Below are 16,116 nucleotides of genomic sequence, written 5' to 3'. Positions count from 1 at the left end.
CATAAAAATGCCGTACAAAGTAAAAACCCTCATACGGCATTAAAATTAACCAAATCCTATTACTTTACGAATCCAATCCAAAGGCATAATAATACTTGCTTCCATCTTCATAAACACCCTCTAACATAACGCCGCCTTTTTTATTTTCAAGGATATGGGCCACATCTTCCACATCGGTAACGCGTTTGCCGTCAATATGTGTGATGATGAAACCTTCACGCATTTGGGTTTCCTTTCTAATCTTTCCGGGGTAGAGCTTGTTCACTTGAACGCCGCCGTCCAACTTGAGTTTTTCGGCCAAGTCTTTATCCAAATTTTCAAAATCGGCCCCAAGCAGATTCAAAATTTCCTTTTTCTCCTTTTTTACGATTTTGGTGGTACCGTTGGCATTTTCCAAAACTACTGTGAATTCCTTCTCCTTACCGTCCCTGTTGACCAAAAGGGTCACCTCATCACCAGGTCTTTTTCCGGCAATGATTTCCTGTAATCTAGGGGAAGTGGCAGTTTCTGATCCATTGACTTCAAGGATAATGTCCCCGGATTTAATACCGGCCTTATCGGCAGCACTATTTTCGCCAACTTGCTCGATCCACACACCTTTTGTGAAGTCCACATCCTTTTCTTTGGCCAAATTACTGTCCATAGTTCTTATGGTAACGCCCAACATACCCCTTTGTACTTTGCCATATTTCAACAAATCCTCAACGACTTTGGTTACAATATTACTGGGTACTGCAAAACCATATCCGGTGTAGGTGCCCGTCCTACTGGCAATGGCGGTGTTTATTCCAACCAAATTACCATCCAAGTTCACCAAAGCCCCACCACTGTTTCCTGGGTTGATGGCAGCATCGGTCTGAATGAAACTTTCCACGGCAAATTTATCCTGATTGATATTGATATTCCTTGCCTTGGCACTAACGATACCGGCGGTAACCGTGGAGTTTAGGCCCATTGGATTACCAACGGCCAATACCCATTCGCCCACCTCTACATCATCGGAATTTACCAAGGACATGGTACTTAAATTATCGGCATCAATTTGCAACAAGGCCAAATCCGTAGTAGGATCGGTACCGATCACCGTTGCCTTATAGGATTCGTTGTCGTATAAAGTCACCTCCACTTCATCGGCATTGTCAATTACGTGGTTATTGGTCACGATATATCCCTGATCATTGATTATGACCCCAGACCCAGTACCTATCCTAGGTTGGGATTGCATGCCTTCCGGCGTTTGCCCCTTGAACATATCGCCAAAAAACTCCTTAAATGGATCTGGCAGCTCCCTACCTCCTTGATTGCCATAAGATGGCGAGGTCATTGTAGATTTAATGTGGACAACAGCGTCCAATACTTTTTTGGAGGTATCCGTAAAATCCAAAGGTTTAATGTTCCCCTCGTCATCCGCAGTATAGAGAACGTGCTTCCCCTGTACCGTTTCAACCGTGGTAACCCCTTTTATTTCCTCCTTTTGATTTAATTTGTTTACACCTATAACCCCTAGGCTAACAGCTAGGGCTATTAAGGCAGAAAAGAAGTAAACCTTGAAACTTCCTTTGCTTGATTTGTTTGCATTCATAATATTTCTGGATTAATAATTATAGTTTTTATTACGTACCTATTTATTTCAATACCTGTGCCACTTGAAGCCGTGTAATTGCTAAATTTTTTCTAAAATTTCGTTCCGTTTTAAGTCGGTTTTTAGACTTTACGATGCCTTATTTAAAAAAATGTTTAAAATATTTAAGGTATTGTGTTTTTCAGCGACCCATTGATGGTACGTATCCTTTTAATTGGCTTAAAAATGGTCTGAAAATTTCATATCCTGACGAATTGTTCCGTTTCTGCCATTTTGACCTTTTTTTGGCTTTTTGTAAGTATGAACCAATAAAATATTTCAATCTTAAAACCTTTGCCTTTTTTTATCGTATGTTTAAGTAGAGATATGGATGATAATCTAAATTTTGATGCATAGTACCGCGGTCTTAGTATTTGCCAATTCTTCCTTGGAGGAAATGCGCCATAAACCCATAAAAAATGGGGAGGCACTATTCAATTCCTTAACAAAAAGAACACTCAAGGAAGTTGAAAAATCTACCCTTCCCTATTTTCACATAACCGAGGAGCATCAAAAAGGAACTACTTTTGGGGAACGTTTTACAAATGCCATTAAAAGCGTTTTTGACAAAGGTTTTGAAAAAGTCATTACCGTAGGAAATGATACGCCACACTTACAATCCGGGCACATTAAGGCTGCCGCCGAAGCACTGATCGAGGGAAGAACGGTCCTTGGCCCTTCTTTAGATGGTGGTTTTTATTTGATGGGGATTCATCAAGCAAATTTTGATGCTGATGATTTCATCCATTTACCATGGCAAAATAGAAGTCTATTAAGGACTTTAATTGAAAAATTGGAAGTCAACGAGTGTTCCATTTTTAAACTACCCGTCTTTGAGGATATTGATACGATTTATTCCATTCAAAGGCTTTCCAACTATATTTCAACGCTCCCTGTTTTGCTACTGGCAGTTTTTTCCAATTGCTTAAATTCAATAAGAAATACGGTCTCTTACATAGGTTCATCCTATAATTTCCTTTTCCTCCATCTACCCTTGAACAAAGGGTCTCCAGTGTTTGTTCCAATCCGTTAAATCCTTTGGATTTTTTACGATCCAAAATTCGACTTAAGAACTAACACAATTGCCAAAACATGAAATATTTTATGTTGGTCATGACCCTGTTCATGACTGCAACGGTTTTTTGCCAAAATACGGTTTCCGGCATAGTGACGGATGCTACCGGCAATCCCATTCCCTACGTAAACGTCCTCCTATCAGGGACAAACAAGGGAACCATTACCAATGAAGAAGGGAAATTTTCAATAAATACGACCGATACCAAGGGTGTTTTGGAGTTTTCTGTTTTAGGGTATCAAACGCAAAAAGTTCCCATTAATGATTTGTCCTATATAGAGGTCACCTTATTGGAATCTTCCGAGCAATTGGACGAAGTTGTCCTGACAGCACTGGGCCTAAAAAGGGAAACCAAGGAGTTGGGCTATGTGGTCCAAAGTTTGGATGCACAGGGCGTCACCGAAGTGAAATCGGTCAATTTTTTGGATAATTTGGCCGGAAAACTGGCAGGAGTTACCATTAATCAAGGACCTACAGGAGTGGGTTCCACCTCAAAAATTACCATACGGGGAGAGGCGTCTTTCTCCAATAACAACCCACTCTTCATTGTGGATGGAGTACCCATTAACAATAATTCGGTCTTTAACTTTACCAATGAAGCGGCTGCCGGCTTTCAGGAAATAGATTTTGGAAATGGTGCCATGGAAGTCAATCCTGATGATATTGCGGAAGTCTCTGTTCTAAAAGGCCCCAGTGCAGCCGCCCTTTATGGGACAAGGGCGTCCAACGGTGTTATCGTCATTGAAACCAAAAATGGTAGAAACAGTACAGGACTTGGCATTAATTACAATACCAGCTTTTTTGTGGATACCGCATTCCAATTGCCCGATTTCCAAAATGAATATGGGCAAGGCCAATCTGGAGTCTTTGAATTTGTTGATGGTCTTGGAGGTGGCATCAGCGACAACATTACGTACAGTTGGGGACCCAGGTTGAACGTAGGTAATCTTATTCCCCAATTTGACAGCCCGGTTACTTTGACCGATGGAACCGTGGTGCGAGGTGGCGACACGGCCCTTTATAGTGGCCTGCCCATTACGCCCACCCCGTTTGTGTCCCATCCGGATAACCTAAAGGATTTTTATAGGACGGGAACTACGCTTATAAACAACATTGCCGTTGCCTCCAATTTTGAAAAAGGAAATTACCGACTCTCTTTTACGGATCTAAGAAGCGAATCAATTATTCCGGGTGTGAATCTGGACCGACAGACGATAAGCACACGATTGGGCTTTAGACCTACCGAAAAATTGAGTATCAATTCTGCTATCAGCTATATCAGCTCCAAAAGCGATAATCGGCCATCAAATGGGTATGGTTCCGAAAATGTAAATTATTCCCTGGTAGGATGGGGTCCAAGGTCTTTGAACATAGATAGTTTACGGGACTATTGGCAGCCTGGGTTGGAGGGCGTTCAGCAATACTCTTTCAATTACACCTTCTTTGACAACCCATTTTTCATCATGTATGAAAATAGGAACTCTTTTAATAGGGATCGGATCTTTGGAAACATTTCAGCGAGTTATGATATTACGGAACATTTGACCGCTTCAATTAGATCGGGAATGGATTATTCCAGTGAGCTTCGCCAGTTAAGGCGAGCCTTTAGTTCCAATAGATTCCAGAACGGAGGATATGCGGAGCATGATGTTTTCTTTAGGGAAATAAATACTGATTTCCTTTTAAATTATACCAATCGTTTTAATGTCTTAAAACTCGATGTTAGCCTTGGCGGAAACCGATTGGACCAAAAAGCATTTACCTCCCAGTCACAGACAACAAGTTTGGCCCAACCAGGAATTTTCAGGCTTTCGAACGCGGCCTCTCCGGTAGAAGTTTTCCAATTTGAATCGAACAAGCGAATAAACAGTTTTTACGGTTTGGTGAAACTGGGCTATGAGGATTTTCTATTTTTAGATATTACTGGCAGGAACGATTGGTCCAGTGCTTTGGCTACCCCTTTTTCCGTAGACAATACCTCGTTCTTTTACCCATCGGTCTCCTCAAGTTTTATTCTATCCCAAGTAGTAGACCTACCACAGGTTATTTCCTTTGCAAAACTTCGTGCCAGTTGGGCCCAAGTGGGTAATGATACCAATCCCTACCAAACCACGAGCGCGTTTGTGGCCCAAACCCCATTTATTGGACAGCCCACTTTTAGCAACCAAAACACCATTGCCAACCCCAATTTACAACCGGAGCAGACTTCCTCTTTTGAAATTGGGGCCGATATACGGTTTTTCGGTGATCAGTTAAGTTTTGATGTTTCTTACTATAACGCCTTGACCAAAGACCAGATCATATCCCTTCCCATTGGGATATCTTCGGGTTATACGCAACAAGTGGTAAATGCAGGAAGTGTTCGTTCCAAAGGGTTGGAAATTATTACCGGAATTTCTCCCGTGGTATCGGATAATTTTTCATGGAATAGTACCTTAAATTTTAGCACGAATCGGGCTATCGTTGAAGATTTGCCTCAGGAAGACGGCCGCTTAACCCTAGCATATTCAAGAATCTACGATAGTCAAAACCAAACGGTATATCTTCAAGTGGAAGAAGGTGGTCGCGTTGGAGATCTTTATGGTACTGGCTATTTAAAAAATGAAAATGGAGATTTTATACTTACGGATGAAGGACGGTATATTCCCAATAACGATTTACAAAAACTAGGGAATTATAATCCGGATTTTATGTTGGGCATTAATAACCAGTTTAAGTATAAAAACTGGAACCTTGGCTTTCTTTTGGACTGGCGCCAAGGAGGGATAATCGTTTCTAGAACAAGAGCGTTAGGCAATGTAGGTGGTCAATTGGCAGAAACCTTATTTCGCCCGGAAGCAGGTATTGTCCCAGTTGGCGTAGTCAACACGGGAACGAATGACGACCCCGTGTATACTCCAAATACGGTCGCGGTATCGGCCGAGAGTTATTACCGGCAATTTTATGACCGTAACCATGAGGAAAACAACACGTATGATGCGTCATTTTTAAAATTACGCCAGTTCTCCATAGGATATACGTTTAAGGACCTGTCTGTCTTCAATCAAGAAGCCCAATTGAATCTTTCCTTGATCGGCAGAAATCTTTTTGCCTTCACTGAAAATCCCCATTTTGACCCAGAGCAATTGGCAGTACAGGGACAAGGTTTTATAAGTGGCGTAGAGGATATGTCTTACGCAACTACACGCAGTATTGGCATAAAGGCAGGGTTTAATTTTTAAGAATGAAAACGATGAAAATAATATTTAGCATATTTCTCTTGTTGGCGTTGATAAGTTGTACCCAGGATTTTGAGGATATCAATACCAATCCCAATGCTCCGGTAAGCGTACAACCCAGTCTTTTGCTGAGACAGGTTATCTATGATTACGGTGAGCAAATGTCCTATGAAGGTTTTACCGCTGGAAATTTATTGGGACAATATACCACAGCCTTGGATTTCAACCTCTTTGATAGGCATAACTTAAAATCTCCACAGTTGGGAGGAAATCCATGGCCCATATTCTATGAGAACCTTCGGGACAATGAAATCATATTGAATCTCTCACAGGAAAACCCTTCATTTTCAGTATACGAAGGGCCAGCACGAATACTGAAAGCCTATATGGCCGCCGCATTGACCGATTTGTTTGGAGACGTTCCCTACTTTGAAGCCTTTAAAGGTGATCAAGGCACGGTGACCCCGGTTTACGATAGTCAAGAATCCATTTATATGGCCGAAAATGGAATATTCGACAATCTCAATAAAGGAATATCGGCCATTGAATCCTATGAAGGAACCATTCCGCTCGAAGGGGATATCCTTTTTGAGGGTGACTTGGAAAGCTGGGTGCGTTTTGCCAATTCACTTAAAATCAAATACCTCATGCGAATTTCTTCAAAAATGGAAGTGGCTACGGAACTACAAGCCCTTTTTAACGAAGGAAATTATATTCAGGAGAATAGTCAAAATGCCGTGTTTGATTTTACGGATGGTGAGCCCAATAATTTTAGGTTGGCCCGACTGCGAATTGGAGATTTCAACAATTTTGTAATGTCTGAAACGATGGATGAAATTTTAACCAAACTTGATGACCCACGTATTTCAAAACTTTTTAGGCCCATCGCTAATAGTGATATGGGTGGTGAATATAACGGACTCTTAAATGGTATCGATGCCTCTTCCACCACTATTAATGTATCTGACTATTCCTTGGCCGGGACTATTTTTAGGGAGAATACGGGAGTATTAGACGCCAATTTCATGACGAGCATGGAAACCCAATTTCTTTTGGCCGAGGCTGTACAAAAGGGTTTTATTGCCGGAGATGTAAAACAGCTATATGAAAGGGGTATCATCCAGGCTTATGACTATTGGCAGGTAGAACTTCCCAATGATTATTTAACGAATCCAGGAGCATTGGACAATGGGAATCCTTTGGAGAATATCATAACCCAAAAGTGGATTGCCAATATGATTAATGGCTATGAAGGTTGGATAGAATATAGAAGAACGGGTTACCCACCGCTAAAAACAATTTCAGCAAGTCTCAATGATGATTTAATACCGGTAAGAATGCCTTATCCAGGTGAGGAAGAGGCGCTAAATAATATTAATTACACTACGGCCGCCAACAAAACAGATGGCAATAGCATTAATGTAAAAGTTTGGTGGGACGAAGAATAAAATAAAAATGAATAACATGTTATTTTGGCAATGGGGATTGATCATAGTATCTAGTTTGATACTATTCTTCCTGTCCCCTTTTGCTAAAAATACCAATCAGTTTTATAATGCAGTCCAAAAGAAAAAGACTCCCAGCACACTGGTGTTGATGGGCAGTTTGGTTATTTCTTGGATATTCGCAAAAAGCATAACCAATGCGGCTAACTTAGGGTTGGAATTTGGCATTGTGGGAGGTGTTGCCTATGCAGCCTATTACCTATCCTTTGCCATAGCGGGAATTGTTATTTATAGAATGCGTGTGTTTGGAAATTATAAAAGCATACACCACTTCCTAACCTCAAAATTTGGCAAAATGGCCGTATTGGTTTTTTCGTTATTGATAGCTATCCGCTTATTTAATGAAGTTTGGAGCAACACCATGGTCATTGGATCCTATTTTGGTGAAATGGGGACCAGCACCTATTATTGGAGTATTTTGGTATTTACGTTTCTTACCTTGGCCTATGTTATTAAAGGGGGAATGAGTAGTTCCATTTTCACGGATGTAGTACAAATGGCGCTATTCTCCATACTACTCATTGTAATTCTATATACCATTTACGGTCCAAAAACGGATTTCACGGTCAAGGAAACCTTGAATTCTGGAATTTGGTCCTTTGAAATGGGGTTAAATCTTTTATTTGCGGCGCTTATACAGTCTTTCAGTTACCCTTTTCATGATCCGGTCTTAACGGATAGAGGTTTCATCAGTAGCCCCAAGGTTACCCTAAAAAGCTTTTTATGGGCCAGTGTAACGGGTGCTATATGCATAGTGCTATTTAGCACCATTGGTATTTATGCTCAATCCCTAGGTATCGTAGGTCAGGCAGCGGTGGAAGTAGGCAAGGCCTTTGGCATCGTAACACTTTTAATCATCAATTTTATAATGATTACCTCAGCGGCCTCCACCTTGGATTCCACGTTTTCCTCATTTTCTAAATTGATTGCGGTGGATTTGAAATTTGGCAACACGCTAAGTATCGGGAGGTGGTCTATGGCCTTCATTGCCGTACTTGGTACTATTCCTATTTTTTTGGATGGCGAAATACTATCGGCCACGACCATTAGCGGAACCATGGTCATTGGGCTTACGCCGATATTCATTTTTTGGAAAGGAAAGGCCCCAAAAATAAGTTTTCACTTGAGCGTTCTTTGTGGACTGATATTTGGTCTTTTCCTGGTTTTTAATTGGTTTCCTGAACAATTCATATTCACGACCGGTAAATACGCCGATTTACTTTGGATCAATGTTTGGGGCATCTTATGTTGTACACTGTTATACTTTATACCTACATGGCTGAAAAAATAAAACATATTGGAACAAAAAAGGGGAAACTACTCCTTTTTGGTGGTGTATACAGCAATCTACAGGCCCTGGAAAAGCTAATTTCAATAGCCAAAGAAGAAGGTATCCCTCCAGAAAATTGTATCTGTACGGGAGACATCACCGGATATTGCGCCCAACCAGAAGAAACGTTACAAGCCTTCAAAAATTGGGGGGCTTTGAGTATTGCCGGTAATGTGGAACTACAGTTGGCCAATGACAGTGAGGAATGTGGATGTGATTTTAAGGCAGGTGGACGTTGTGACAGTTTCTCCAAAATGTGGTTTCCATATACAAAAATGAAGTTGTCCGAAGAATCACTGAAATGGATTGGCACCCTTCCGGAAAATATCAGTTTTGATTACGCCGGAAAAAAAATAACGGTAGTGCACGGTAATTATGGCAATGTATCGGAATTCATATTTAAATCCAATGCACAAGAAAGTAAGGAAACTTGTTTTAAAGCTACCTATAGCGATGTGGTGATTGCCGGACATTGTGGGCTTCCTTTTCATCAAAATATAAAGGAAAAATTATGGGTGAATCCCGGGGTTATCGGAATGCCCGCGAATGATGGTACATCTAGGGTTTGGTATGTTCTTATGGAGGATACAGAAGAAAATCTATCCTATTCCCATAAATCCTTTGAATATGATTTCCAGACCGCTCAACTGCTTATGTACCAAAACCATTTGCCAGAGGAATATGCAGACACCCTAGCATCCGGAATATGGGATAATATGGAAATCCTTCCAGAAATAGAAAAAATGGGGCAAGGAATACCCATTGCATTCAATATCGGTTTAAATAAACAAAACATTCAATCCAAAACACAGAATAAAATGGCAGACTCTTATTACGACCCAAAAGATTTAAGAAAATTTGGTAAAATAACCGAATGGAGCGAAGAACTAGGAACCAAGTTCTTTGATTACTATGGAAAGGTATTTGAAGAAGGGGCCTTGAGCGCCAGGGAAAAATCCCTGATTGCCCTGGCCGTTTCCCATGTCGTAAAATGCCCCTATTGCATAGATGCCTATACGAAAGATGGCCTACAAAAAGGAATTACCAAAGAAGAGATGATGGAAGCCGTACATGTTGGAGCGGCTATAGAAAGTGGTGCTACCTTGGTGCATGGAGTCCAAATGATGAACAAATACAACAAGCTTTCTATGTAGCATTTCGTATCTACAACTATTAAAAAAATTGAATACTGAAAAATAAAAAATTATGGCAACAAAGTCGTTGAAGGCGCAAGGAGATGAATTAGCAGTGTCCAATAAGCAATTGGAAATTTTGAACGGAGGCATTTTTGCCGATGGTGAGCTTCCCTATTTCAAGGATAAGATCAGCCAAATTGGTCAGTTCCCTTTACGTCCCAAGAAATTGGAAATACTGCAAATCAATGTGGGGTATATGTGCAATCAGGTCTGTGAACATTGCCATGTGGATGCAGGGCCCGACCGTAAGGAAATCATGACCCGGGAAACCATGCGGCAATGTCTTGAGGTCATTAAAAATACAGGTGCCCATACGTTGGACCTTACGGGGGGTGCACCCGAAATGAATCCTGATTTTAGATGGTTTGTGGAAGAAGCTGCCAAAGCAGGAATCAAGGATTTTATCGTGCGTTCCAATTTGACGATTATTAGAGCCAATAAAAAATATTATGACCTACCCGATTTCTTTAAAAAGCATAATGTTCACGTAATTTCTTCCATGCCTCATTGGACTCGCGGAAAAACAGATAAACAAAGAGGTGATGGTGTTTTTGACAAATCGATAAAGGCCCTTCAGGAGTTGAACGAGCGAGGTTATGGAATGCTGGACAGTGACTTGCGCTTAGACTTGGTTTACAACCCATCTGGGGCCTACTTACCCGGAGACCAGGCCGCGATGGAAAAGGACTTTAAAAAAGCGCTTAAAGAGGACTTTGGTATTCAGTTCCATAACCTATTTGCTATTACCAACCTGCCCATTGCACGATTTTTGGATTATTTGATCGCTTCGGAAAACTATGAGGACTATATGTATGCCCTTGTGGAAGCCTATAATCCCGCTGCAGTGGCCAATGTCATGTGCACCAATACGATTTCCGTGAGTTGGGACGGATGGTTATATGATTGTGACTTTAACCAGATGTTGGGCTTAAAGGTAGCCAGTAAAGTCAAGCATATCAAGGATTATAACGAGGATATCCTAAACGATAGAAACATTATTATTTCCCAACACTGCTATGGCTGTACTGCCGGTGCCGGCAGTAGTTGTCAGGGGACAGTGGCTTAAGCCTCCCCTAACCCCTCCCAAGGAGGGGAATTTCAATCCTACTTTAGGTATAAACCAATGAATTATGACATGGGACAAGTTATTAATCCTTAAAAGTGTACACATAAACCGACCATCTGGTCGGTTTTTATTTTCAAAAAAGTGGTAGTTCATCGGGTTTTTGAACGTTCACCGATTTTTTTCTTCATCATATCCAAAGAATCGAATTGCAACGAGCATCGTTCGGTTCTTTGTACAGACCAAACGGTCGGATTAACCCAAATCTTGAAATCATGGATAAAAATTTAAAACGCATGGCTACCATGCACCGCATGCAAACCGCTGGATTAGAACTATTTTATGCAAACGGTTATTATGCCACCAGCGTTGACGACATCCTAAAAAAACTATCCTTATCCAAAGGTGCCTTTTATTACCACTTTGCATCGAAAGAGGATTTCTTTATACAAATCATCCAAAACTTATTGGCCAGAAAAATATACAGCGTACTAATTGAACCTATAGAAGGCCATGATAATCCTCTTGAGCAAATAGTCGATTGTTTTGAAGAAGCTTTGGAAACCGCCGTTCATAATGACATGGACTTTGGTTGTGTACTCAATAATTTCTTGACCGAATTCCGCGGAAAGGACCAAAAAATAATGAAACATCTTTGTGATATATTTTCCATTTGGGAGGTAAATCTAGTTTCGACCTTGCAAAAAGGGAAGTTCAATGGCTATGTAGATCGCCATGTAGATTGTGAGGCGGCAGCCACGTATTTAATAAGCTCCTATTTTGGTGTTCGTACCTTGATGGTAGGCACTACCCCTAGTGCCAGGAAATATCGTTTTATGAGCCAATTACGAGTTTATCTAAAATCCTTGGAGCCTAGAAAAGTGGTCGCTTAGTCAATTATAAGTATTTGCCGAACCCTTTTTACAATCTGTTCAGGAGAAATTGTTTTCATGACCTGATCATATCCTGGCGGAAATTTGTTTCCGTAAACCGATGTAGGTATCAAAGGGAATTCATCCCTGTTCGAAACAATTTGGTTTTCAACCGACTGGCCAAAGGGTGCAAAGCCAGCTGCCGGATGTGTTACGCCCCACAATGTTATTACAGGAACACCGTACATAGCCGCCAAATGACCGTTTCCGCTATCCATGGAAATCATTACCTCCAAATTACTGATCAGGGCGAGTTCCGCTTTAAACGGTAATTTTCCCGCTATTGAAGTACATCCAGCGAATTTTTGGTCCCAATCCTCCAAAACTGTCCGCTCCTTTTGGCCACCTCCAAAAAGAAGAATTTTTACATCTTTCAAGGCGGCCAATTCCGAAATCAAGGTTTCCATTAATGCGAGAGGATATATTTTTCCGGAAAAAGCGGCAAAGGGTGCGATACCTATCAGCTTCTTGCCTTTGGGTATAAAACTAGTGCCAAAATCCGTGGTTATCCTATGCTTTCCCAGAACATGGGCCTTGTGAACGGAAAATTCAAAACCATGTCTTTCGAAAACCGATCGATACCGCAAGTACATTGGAGTTAGAGAATGTAGTTCCTTTATTTTTCCCGAAATAAGTTTCCTTTTCTCCTTTCTACCCTTGTCCATTTGTTCAACAGGGATACCGTATAGTCCAAAAAAGATTTTTAGAATATTACTGCGTAGCACATTGTGAAGATCTGCCACGGCATCCACATCCATCTCCCTTAGCTGTTTAAAAAGTTTCCATAGGCCTAAAGGCCCTTTATGCGCTCCTTTTACATCGGCAGTAAAAACACTTACGTTGGGAATTTTAGATATAATGGGTGCAAAAAATGGTTTGGTAAGAAATGTGATTTTTACATCGGGGTATTTATCGGTCAATGCAAGTAGCACAGGAACCGTCATGGCCACATCTCCCATGGCCGATAACCTGATGACCAATATATGCCCTATCCTATTTTTGGCCACGAAGGATGGGATTTAGTTCCTCATCGTTGTACATCTTCATTTGCTTGTACACTTTCATGTATTTGTTGCCTTCTTCTATATCTTTCAACAATTGGTCGATGGCCGTTGAAAGGTCTCTACGCTGCTCCAAAAGAATGTCCAATTTGTCCTGACACCTTTTTAGATGTTCGTGGGACGCATCCTCCCTGTTCACCTCCTCCTGCATGTGATAAATTTTCAAGGCGAGAATGGACAGTCGGTCTATCGCCCAGGCAGGGCTCTCCGTATTGATAGTGGCGTTCTCCTTAATTTCTACCGATTGGTATTTATTCAAAAAATACCCGTCTATATATTCAACGAGGTCCGTTCTGTCTTGGTTGCTGGCATCAATTTTACGCTTTAAATTCAACGCCGCTTTGGGTTCAATATTTGGATTTCTTATAATATCCTCATAATGCCATTGAACCGTATCTATCCAATTCTTTCGGTAAAGTAAATGGGCTATATCCTCCTTTGGATAGGGATTGTTAAACACTTGATCTACATCATCCTTTTCGTGATATGTATGTATACTTTCCTCGAAAACCTTAATCGCGAAATCGCTGAACATAATATAATTTTTAACAAAGATACCTTATATCAGGAAATCAAAAGCTTTCCCAAAAAAATTGCCGTTGGAATCAAGATACTGACGATTAATAGTATTTCCCGGAATTTTTCGCGCTTAATGGACTGCACATAGTTGGTCATTAAAATGACGGAGGGGAAAAAGGTGATAATCAATGCATGACTAGTCCCTGAAAGCACCAATAGGTTTAGCAACAGCCCCAAAACAAAGGAAAGGACCACCAAACGTATCATAATAATCCTTCCTACACCGGCTTTGCCCAATTTTAGAAAAGCCCAAAAAATAAGTGCTACATTTAAGATAACATAAAATCCGATTTTCACGCTTGGAGTAAGGTCAAATGTAAACAGGTTTTTAATGTCCAGTTGAAAACTATAATGTTCCAAAAGCCAGTCAAGTCGGTCAAAAATCGATAAAAACCCAATCAGTATGAGCGAAAAGCATATTGCCGACGATAGGATTACGAGCCAGTTTCGCAAGTTTTTTGGTTCATAAATAAAAATTGCCGAAAGCACCAGAACCAAATAGAGTATGCCCCAATCATAAAAAAGGCTGCCCACAAGTATCCATAAACTGGCATCAAATATCTTTAGTTTGATGTTCTTAAGGGATTTTATACTGAGGATCCTCCTAAAGGCAAGTAATAGGAAGAAATTGCAAAAGATGGCATTGGAATCCCCCATACTAGCGGGAAACACCATTAACAATAGTGTAAAAAACAGGATGGCGTAGGAATTGTTCTTGGTCAACTTATTTCGTTTTACTATGAAATCCATAATAAATACACTAAATAACAATACCGCCAAAACTATAAGTTCCTTGAGGAGACTTACGTCGTTTACATCAAGATTTAGCACAAAAAACTTTGTTGTAGGATATAATAGAAGGATAAAACTGAACAGTATGACAAAGTTTACCGGTTTTGTTTTACCAAAAATGCTTGAAATCATGGATGATTTTTATACTTTTGCCCTGTAAATATAGCAATAAGATGAAGTCATTTTTTTACGGTATCGAGGATTTGTTCGTCAATGTACTTTTTGCACCCTTTGATGCATTGCGTTTCATGGAAAGCTGGACATTATCCAATACTTTGAACTGGGTATTTATGTTGATAGGATTTGTGGCGTTTGTCTATTGGATGCTGGAGCTCAAAAAATTCAATGACAACGGAGAAGAGGACAAGTCCATTTCTTCCCACTCCTATTTATAGGGCAATTACCGAATAGTATAAGAGAGCGTATTGCGCAAGCAATTGGTTTTATAAGTCAAAACCTATATCCTTACGGTAATTCATTCCCTCAAACTTTAGTTTTTCAATGCTTGTGTAGGACGTTTTCAGCGCATCGTTAAAATCATTCCCATAAGAAGTTATGGCCATTACCCTTCCACCATTGGTCACCACCTTACCATCTTTATGTGTCGTTCCTGCATGAAAGACTATCGAATCTGAGATGTCTTCTATCCCTGAAATCATTTTTCCTTTATCGTAGGCTCCGGGATACCCACCCGATACCAACATGACGGTGGTCGCGGTACGGTCGTCAATTTTTAGATTTACTTCATTCAATTTGCCGTTGGCAACGGCACGCATCAATTCTACAAAATCATTTTGTACCCTAGGCAATACCACCTCAGTTTCCGGGTCTCCCATTCGAACATTATACTCTATGACTTTAGGATTATTCCCCACTTTGATCAACCCAATAAAAATAAACCCCTTATAAGGCAAATCATCCTTTTTAAGACCCTCTACGGTTGGTTTTACAATTTGGTCGTGGATTTTACCCATAAAAACTTTATCGGCGAAAGGAACTGGGGAAATAGCCCCCATACCACCGGTGTTCAGACCTGTGTCGCCCTCACCTATTCTTTTATAGTCCTTGGCCGTAGGCAGGACTTTATAGTTTATTCCGTCCGTAAGCACAAAAACACTTAATTCTATACCTTCCAAAAATTCCTCTATGACCACAGTGGTACTGGCACTACCAAATTTTGCGTCCACCAACATGGATTTCAACTCCCTTTTTGCTTCATTCAGGTCCTTGAGAATGACCACACCCTTGCCCGCCGCCAGACCATCCGCCTTCAACACATAAGGAGGTTCCAAGCTCTCAAGAAATTCGTACCCCTCATTCAATGATTCTGCAGTAAAACTTTGGTATTTGGCCGTAGGGATTTCATGGCGCATCATAAACTCCTTGGCAAACTCCTTACTACCCTCCAATTTTGCAGCCATTTTTTGAGGGCCGATAACGGGAATGTTATTTAATTGTGCATCTTCCAGGAAATAATCGTGAACACCGTTCACCAAAGGATCCTCCGGACCAACAATAACCAGGTCGATATCCTTTTCCAAAACAACTTCCTTGATCTTATCAAAATCATTTACACCAATTGGTATGTTTTCACCTAAAAGGAAAGTACCCGCATTACCCGGAGCTATATAAAGTTTTGACAGCTTGTTACTTTGTGATAATTTCCATGCAAAGGCATGCTCACGCCCCCCAGATCCAAGAATTAAAATGTTCATTTTTTTGATTTTGACAAAAGTAAGGTTTG

At 40.7% G+C, this 16,116-nt stretch carries 13 protein-coding genes and 1 pseudogene; 9 read left to right on the top strand and 5 right to left on the bottom strand.

Features of this window, described 5'->3' with window-relative positions:
* Nucleotides 1-64: 64 nt before the first annotated feature.
* Entirely contained in the window at nt 65-1,582 is a 1,518-nt protein-coding gene (locus BFP75_RS20485; protein WP_099547181.1) for a Do family serine endopeptidase, read from the bottom strand.
* 388 nt (nt 1,583-1,970) lie between these two features.
* Between BFP75_RS20485 and BFP75_RS20475 the strand changes: the two genes are divergently transcribed.
* The 8 genes and pseudogenes from BFP75_RS20475 (at nt 1,971) to BFP75_RS20440 (ending at nt 11,901) form a co-directional block, all read left to right on the top strand.
* Nucleotides 1,971-2,654, top strand: a complete 684-nt coding sequence (locus BFP75_RS20475) for a DUF2064 domain-containing protein (RefSeq protein ID WP_099547179.1) — start codon at nt 1,971-1,973, stop codon at nt 2,652-2,654.
* A gap of 59 nt (nt 2,655-2,713) precedes the next feature.
* Nucleotides 2,714-5,917 carry a SusC/RagA family TonB-linked outer membrane protein gene (locus BFP75_RS20470; RefSeq protein WP_099547178.1) on the top strand — a complete coding sequence of 1,068 codons (3,204 nt, stop codon included), beginning with the start codon at nt 2,714-2,716 and terminating at the stop codon, nt 5,915-5,917.
* A 2-nt stretch (nt 5,918-5,919) separates the two neighbouring features.
* A complete protein-coding gene (locus tag BFP75_RS20465; RefSeq protein WP_099547177.1) occupies nt 5,920-7,362 on the top strand; it encodes a SusD/RagB family nutrient-binding outer membrane lipoprotein in 1,443 nt (480 codons plus the stop codon).
* A gap of 7 nt (nt 7,363-7,369) precedes the next feature.
* Complete coding sequence (locus BFP75_RS20460; RefSeq protein WP_099547176.1) at nt 7,370-8,710, top strand: sodium:solute symporter; 1,341 nt, start codon at nt 7,370-7,372, stop codon at nt 8,708-8,710.
* Nucleotides 8,665-9,297, top strand: a pseudogene (locus BFP75_RS20455) (metallophosphoesterase family protein); the annotation flags it as partial. The gene BFP75_RS20460 and the pseudogene BFP75_RS20455, both read left to right, overlap by 46 nt.
* Before the next feature lie 270 nt (nt 9,298-9,567).
* The gene (locus BFP75_RS20450) at nt 9,568-9,903 is read left to right on the top strand and encodes an arsenosugar biosynthesis-associated peroxidase-like protein (RefSeq protein WP_094999161.1); all 336 of its coding nucleotides are present in this window, start codon (nt 9,568-9,570) and stop codon (nt 9,901-9,903) included.
* Between the two features lie 52 nt (nt 9,904-9,955).
* On the top strand, nt 9,956-11,011 hold the full coding sequence (gene arsS, locus BFP75_RS20445; protein WP_099547175.1) for an arsenosugar biosynthesis radical SAM (seleno)protein ArsS: 1,056 nt from the start codon (nt 9,956-9,958) through the stop codon (nt 11,009-11,011).
* A 272-nt stretch (nt 11,012-11,283) separates the two neighbouring features.
* A complete protein-coding gene (locus tag BFP75_RS20440; RefSeq protein ID WP_099547174.1) occupies nt 11,284-11,901 on the top strand; it encodes a TetR/AcrR family transcriptional regulator in 618 nt (205 codons plus the stop codon).
* On the opposite strand, the gene BFP75_RS20435 is transcribed toward BFP75_RS20440, so the two are convergent.
* The 3 genes from BFP75_RS20435 to BFP75_RS20425 are packed head-to-tail and all read right to left on the bottom strand — an operon-like array spanning nt 11,898 to nt 14,504.
* Nucleotides 11,898-12,947, bottom strand: coding sequence for a glycosyltransferase family 9 protein (locus BFP75_RS20435; RefSeq protein WP_240531858.1), 1,050 nt, complete (start codon nt 12,945-12,947; stop codon nt 11,898-11,900). The genes BFP75_RS20440 and BFP75_RS20435 overlap by 4 nt on opposite strands.
* Nucleotides 12,934-13,536: a DUF4254 domain-containing protein gene (locus BFP75_RS20430; protein WP_099547172.1), complete on the bottom strand. Its 603-nt coding sequence runs from the start codon at nt 13,534-13,536 to the stop codon at nt 12,934-12,936. The genes BFP75_RS20435 and BFP75_RS20430 overlap by 14 nt, the downstream gene beginning before the upstream one ends.
* Nucleotides 13,537-13,565: 29 nt before the next feature.
* Nucleotides 13,566-14,504 carry a DUF6427 family protein gene (locus BFP75_RS20425; RefSeq protein ID WP_099547171.1) on the bottom strand — a complete coding sequence of 313 codons (939 nt, stop codon included), beginning with the start codon at nt 14,502-14,504 and terminating at the stop codon, nt 13,566-13,568.
* Between the two features lie 41 nt (nt 14,505-14,545).
* On the opposite strand from BFP75_RS20425, the gene BFP75_RS20420 reads away from it, so the two are divergent.
* Entirely contained in the window at nt 14,546-14,767 is a 222-nt protein-coding gene (locus BFP75_RS20420) for a DUF6341 family protein (protein WP_099547207.1), read from the top strand.
* Between the two features lie 48 nt (nt 14,768-14,815).
* On the opposite strand, the gene purD is transcribed toward BFP75_RS20420, so the two are convergent.
* Entirely contained in the window at nt 14,816-16,087 is a 1,272-nt protein-coding gene (gene purD / locus BFP75_RS20415) for a phosphoribosylamine--glycine ligase (RefSeq protein ID WP_099547170.1), read from the bottom strand.
* Nucleotides 16,088-16,116: the final 29 nt, after the last annotated feature.

The organism is Maribacter sp. 4G9 (assembly GCF_002742265.1).
Lineage (GTDB): Bacteria > Bacteroidota > Bacteroidia > Flavobacteriales > Flavobacteriaceae > Maribacter.
This window is presented reverse-complemented; position numbering and strand designations above follow the sequence as displayed.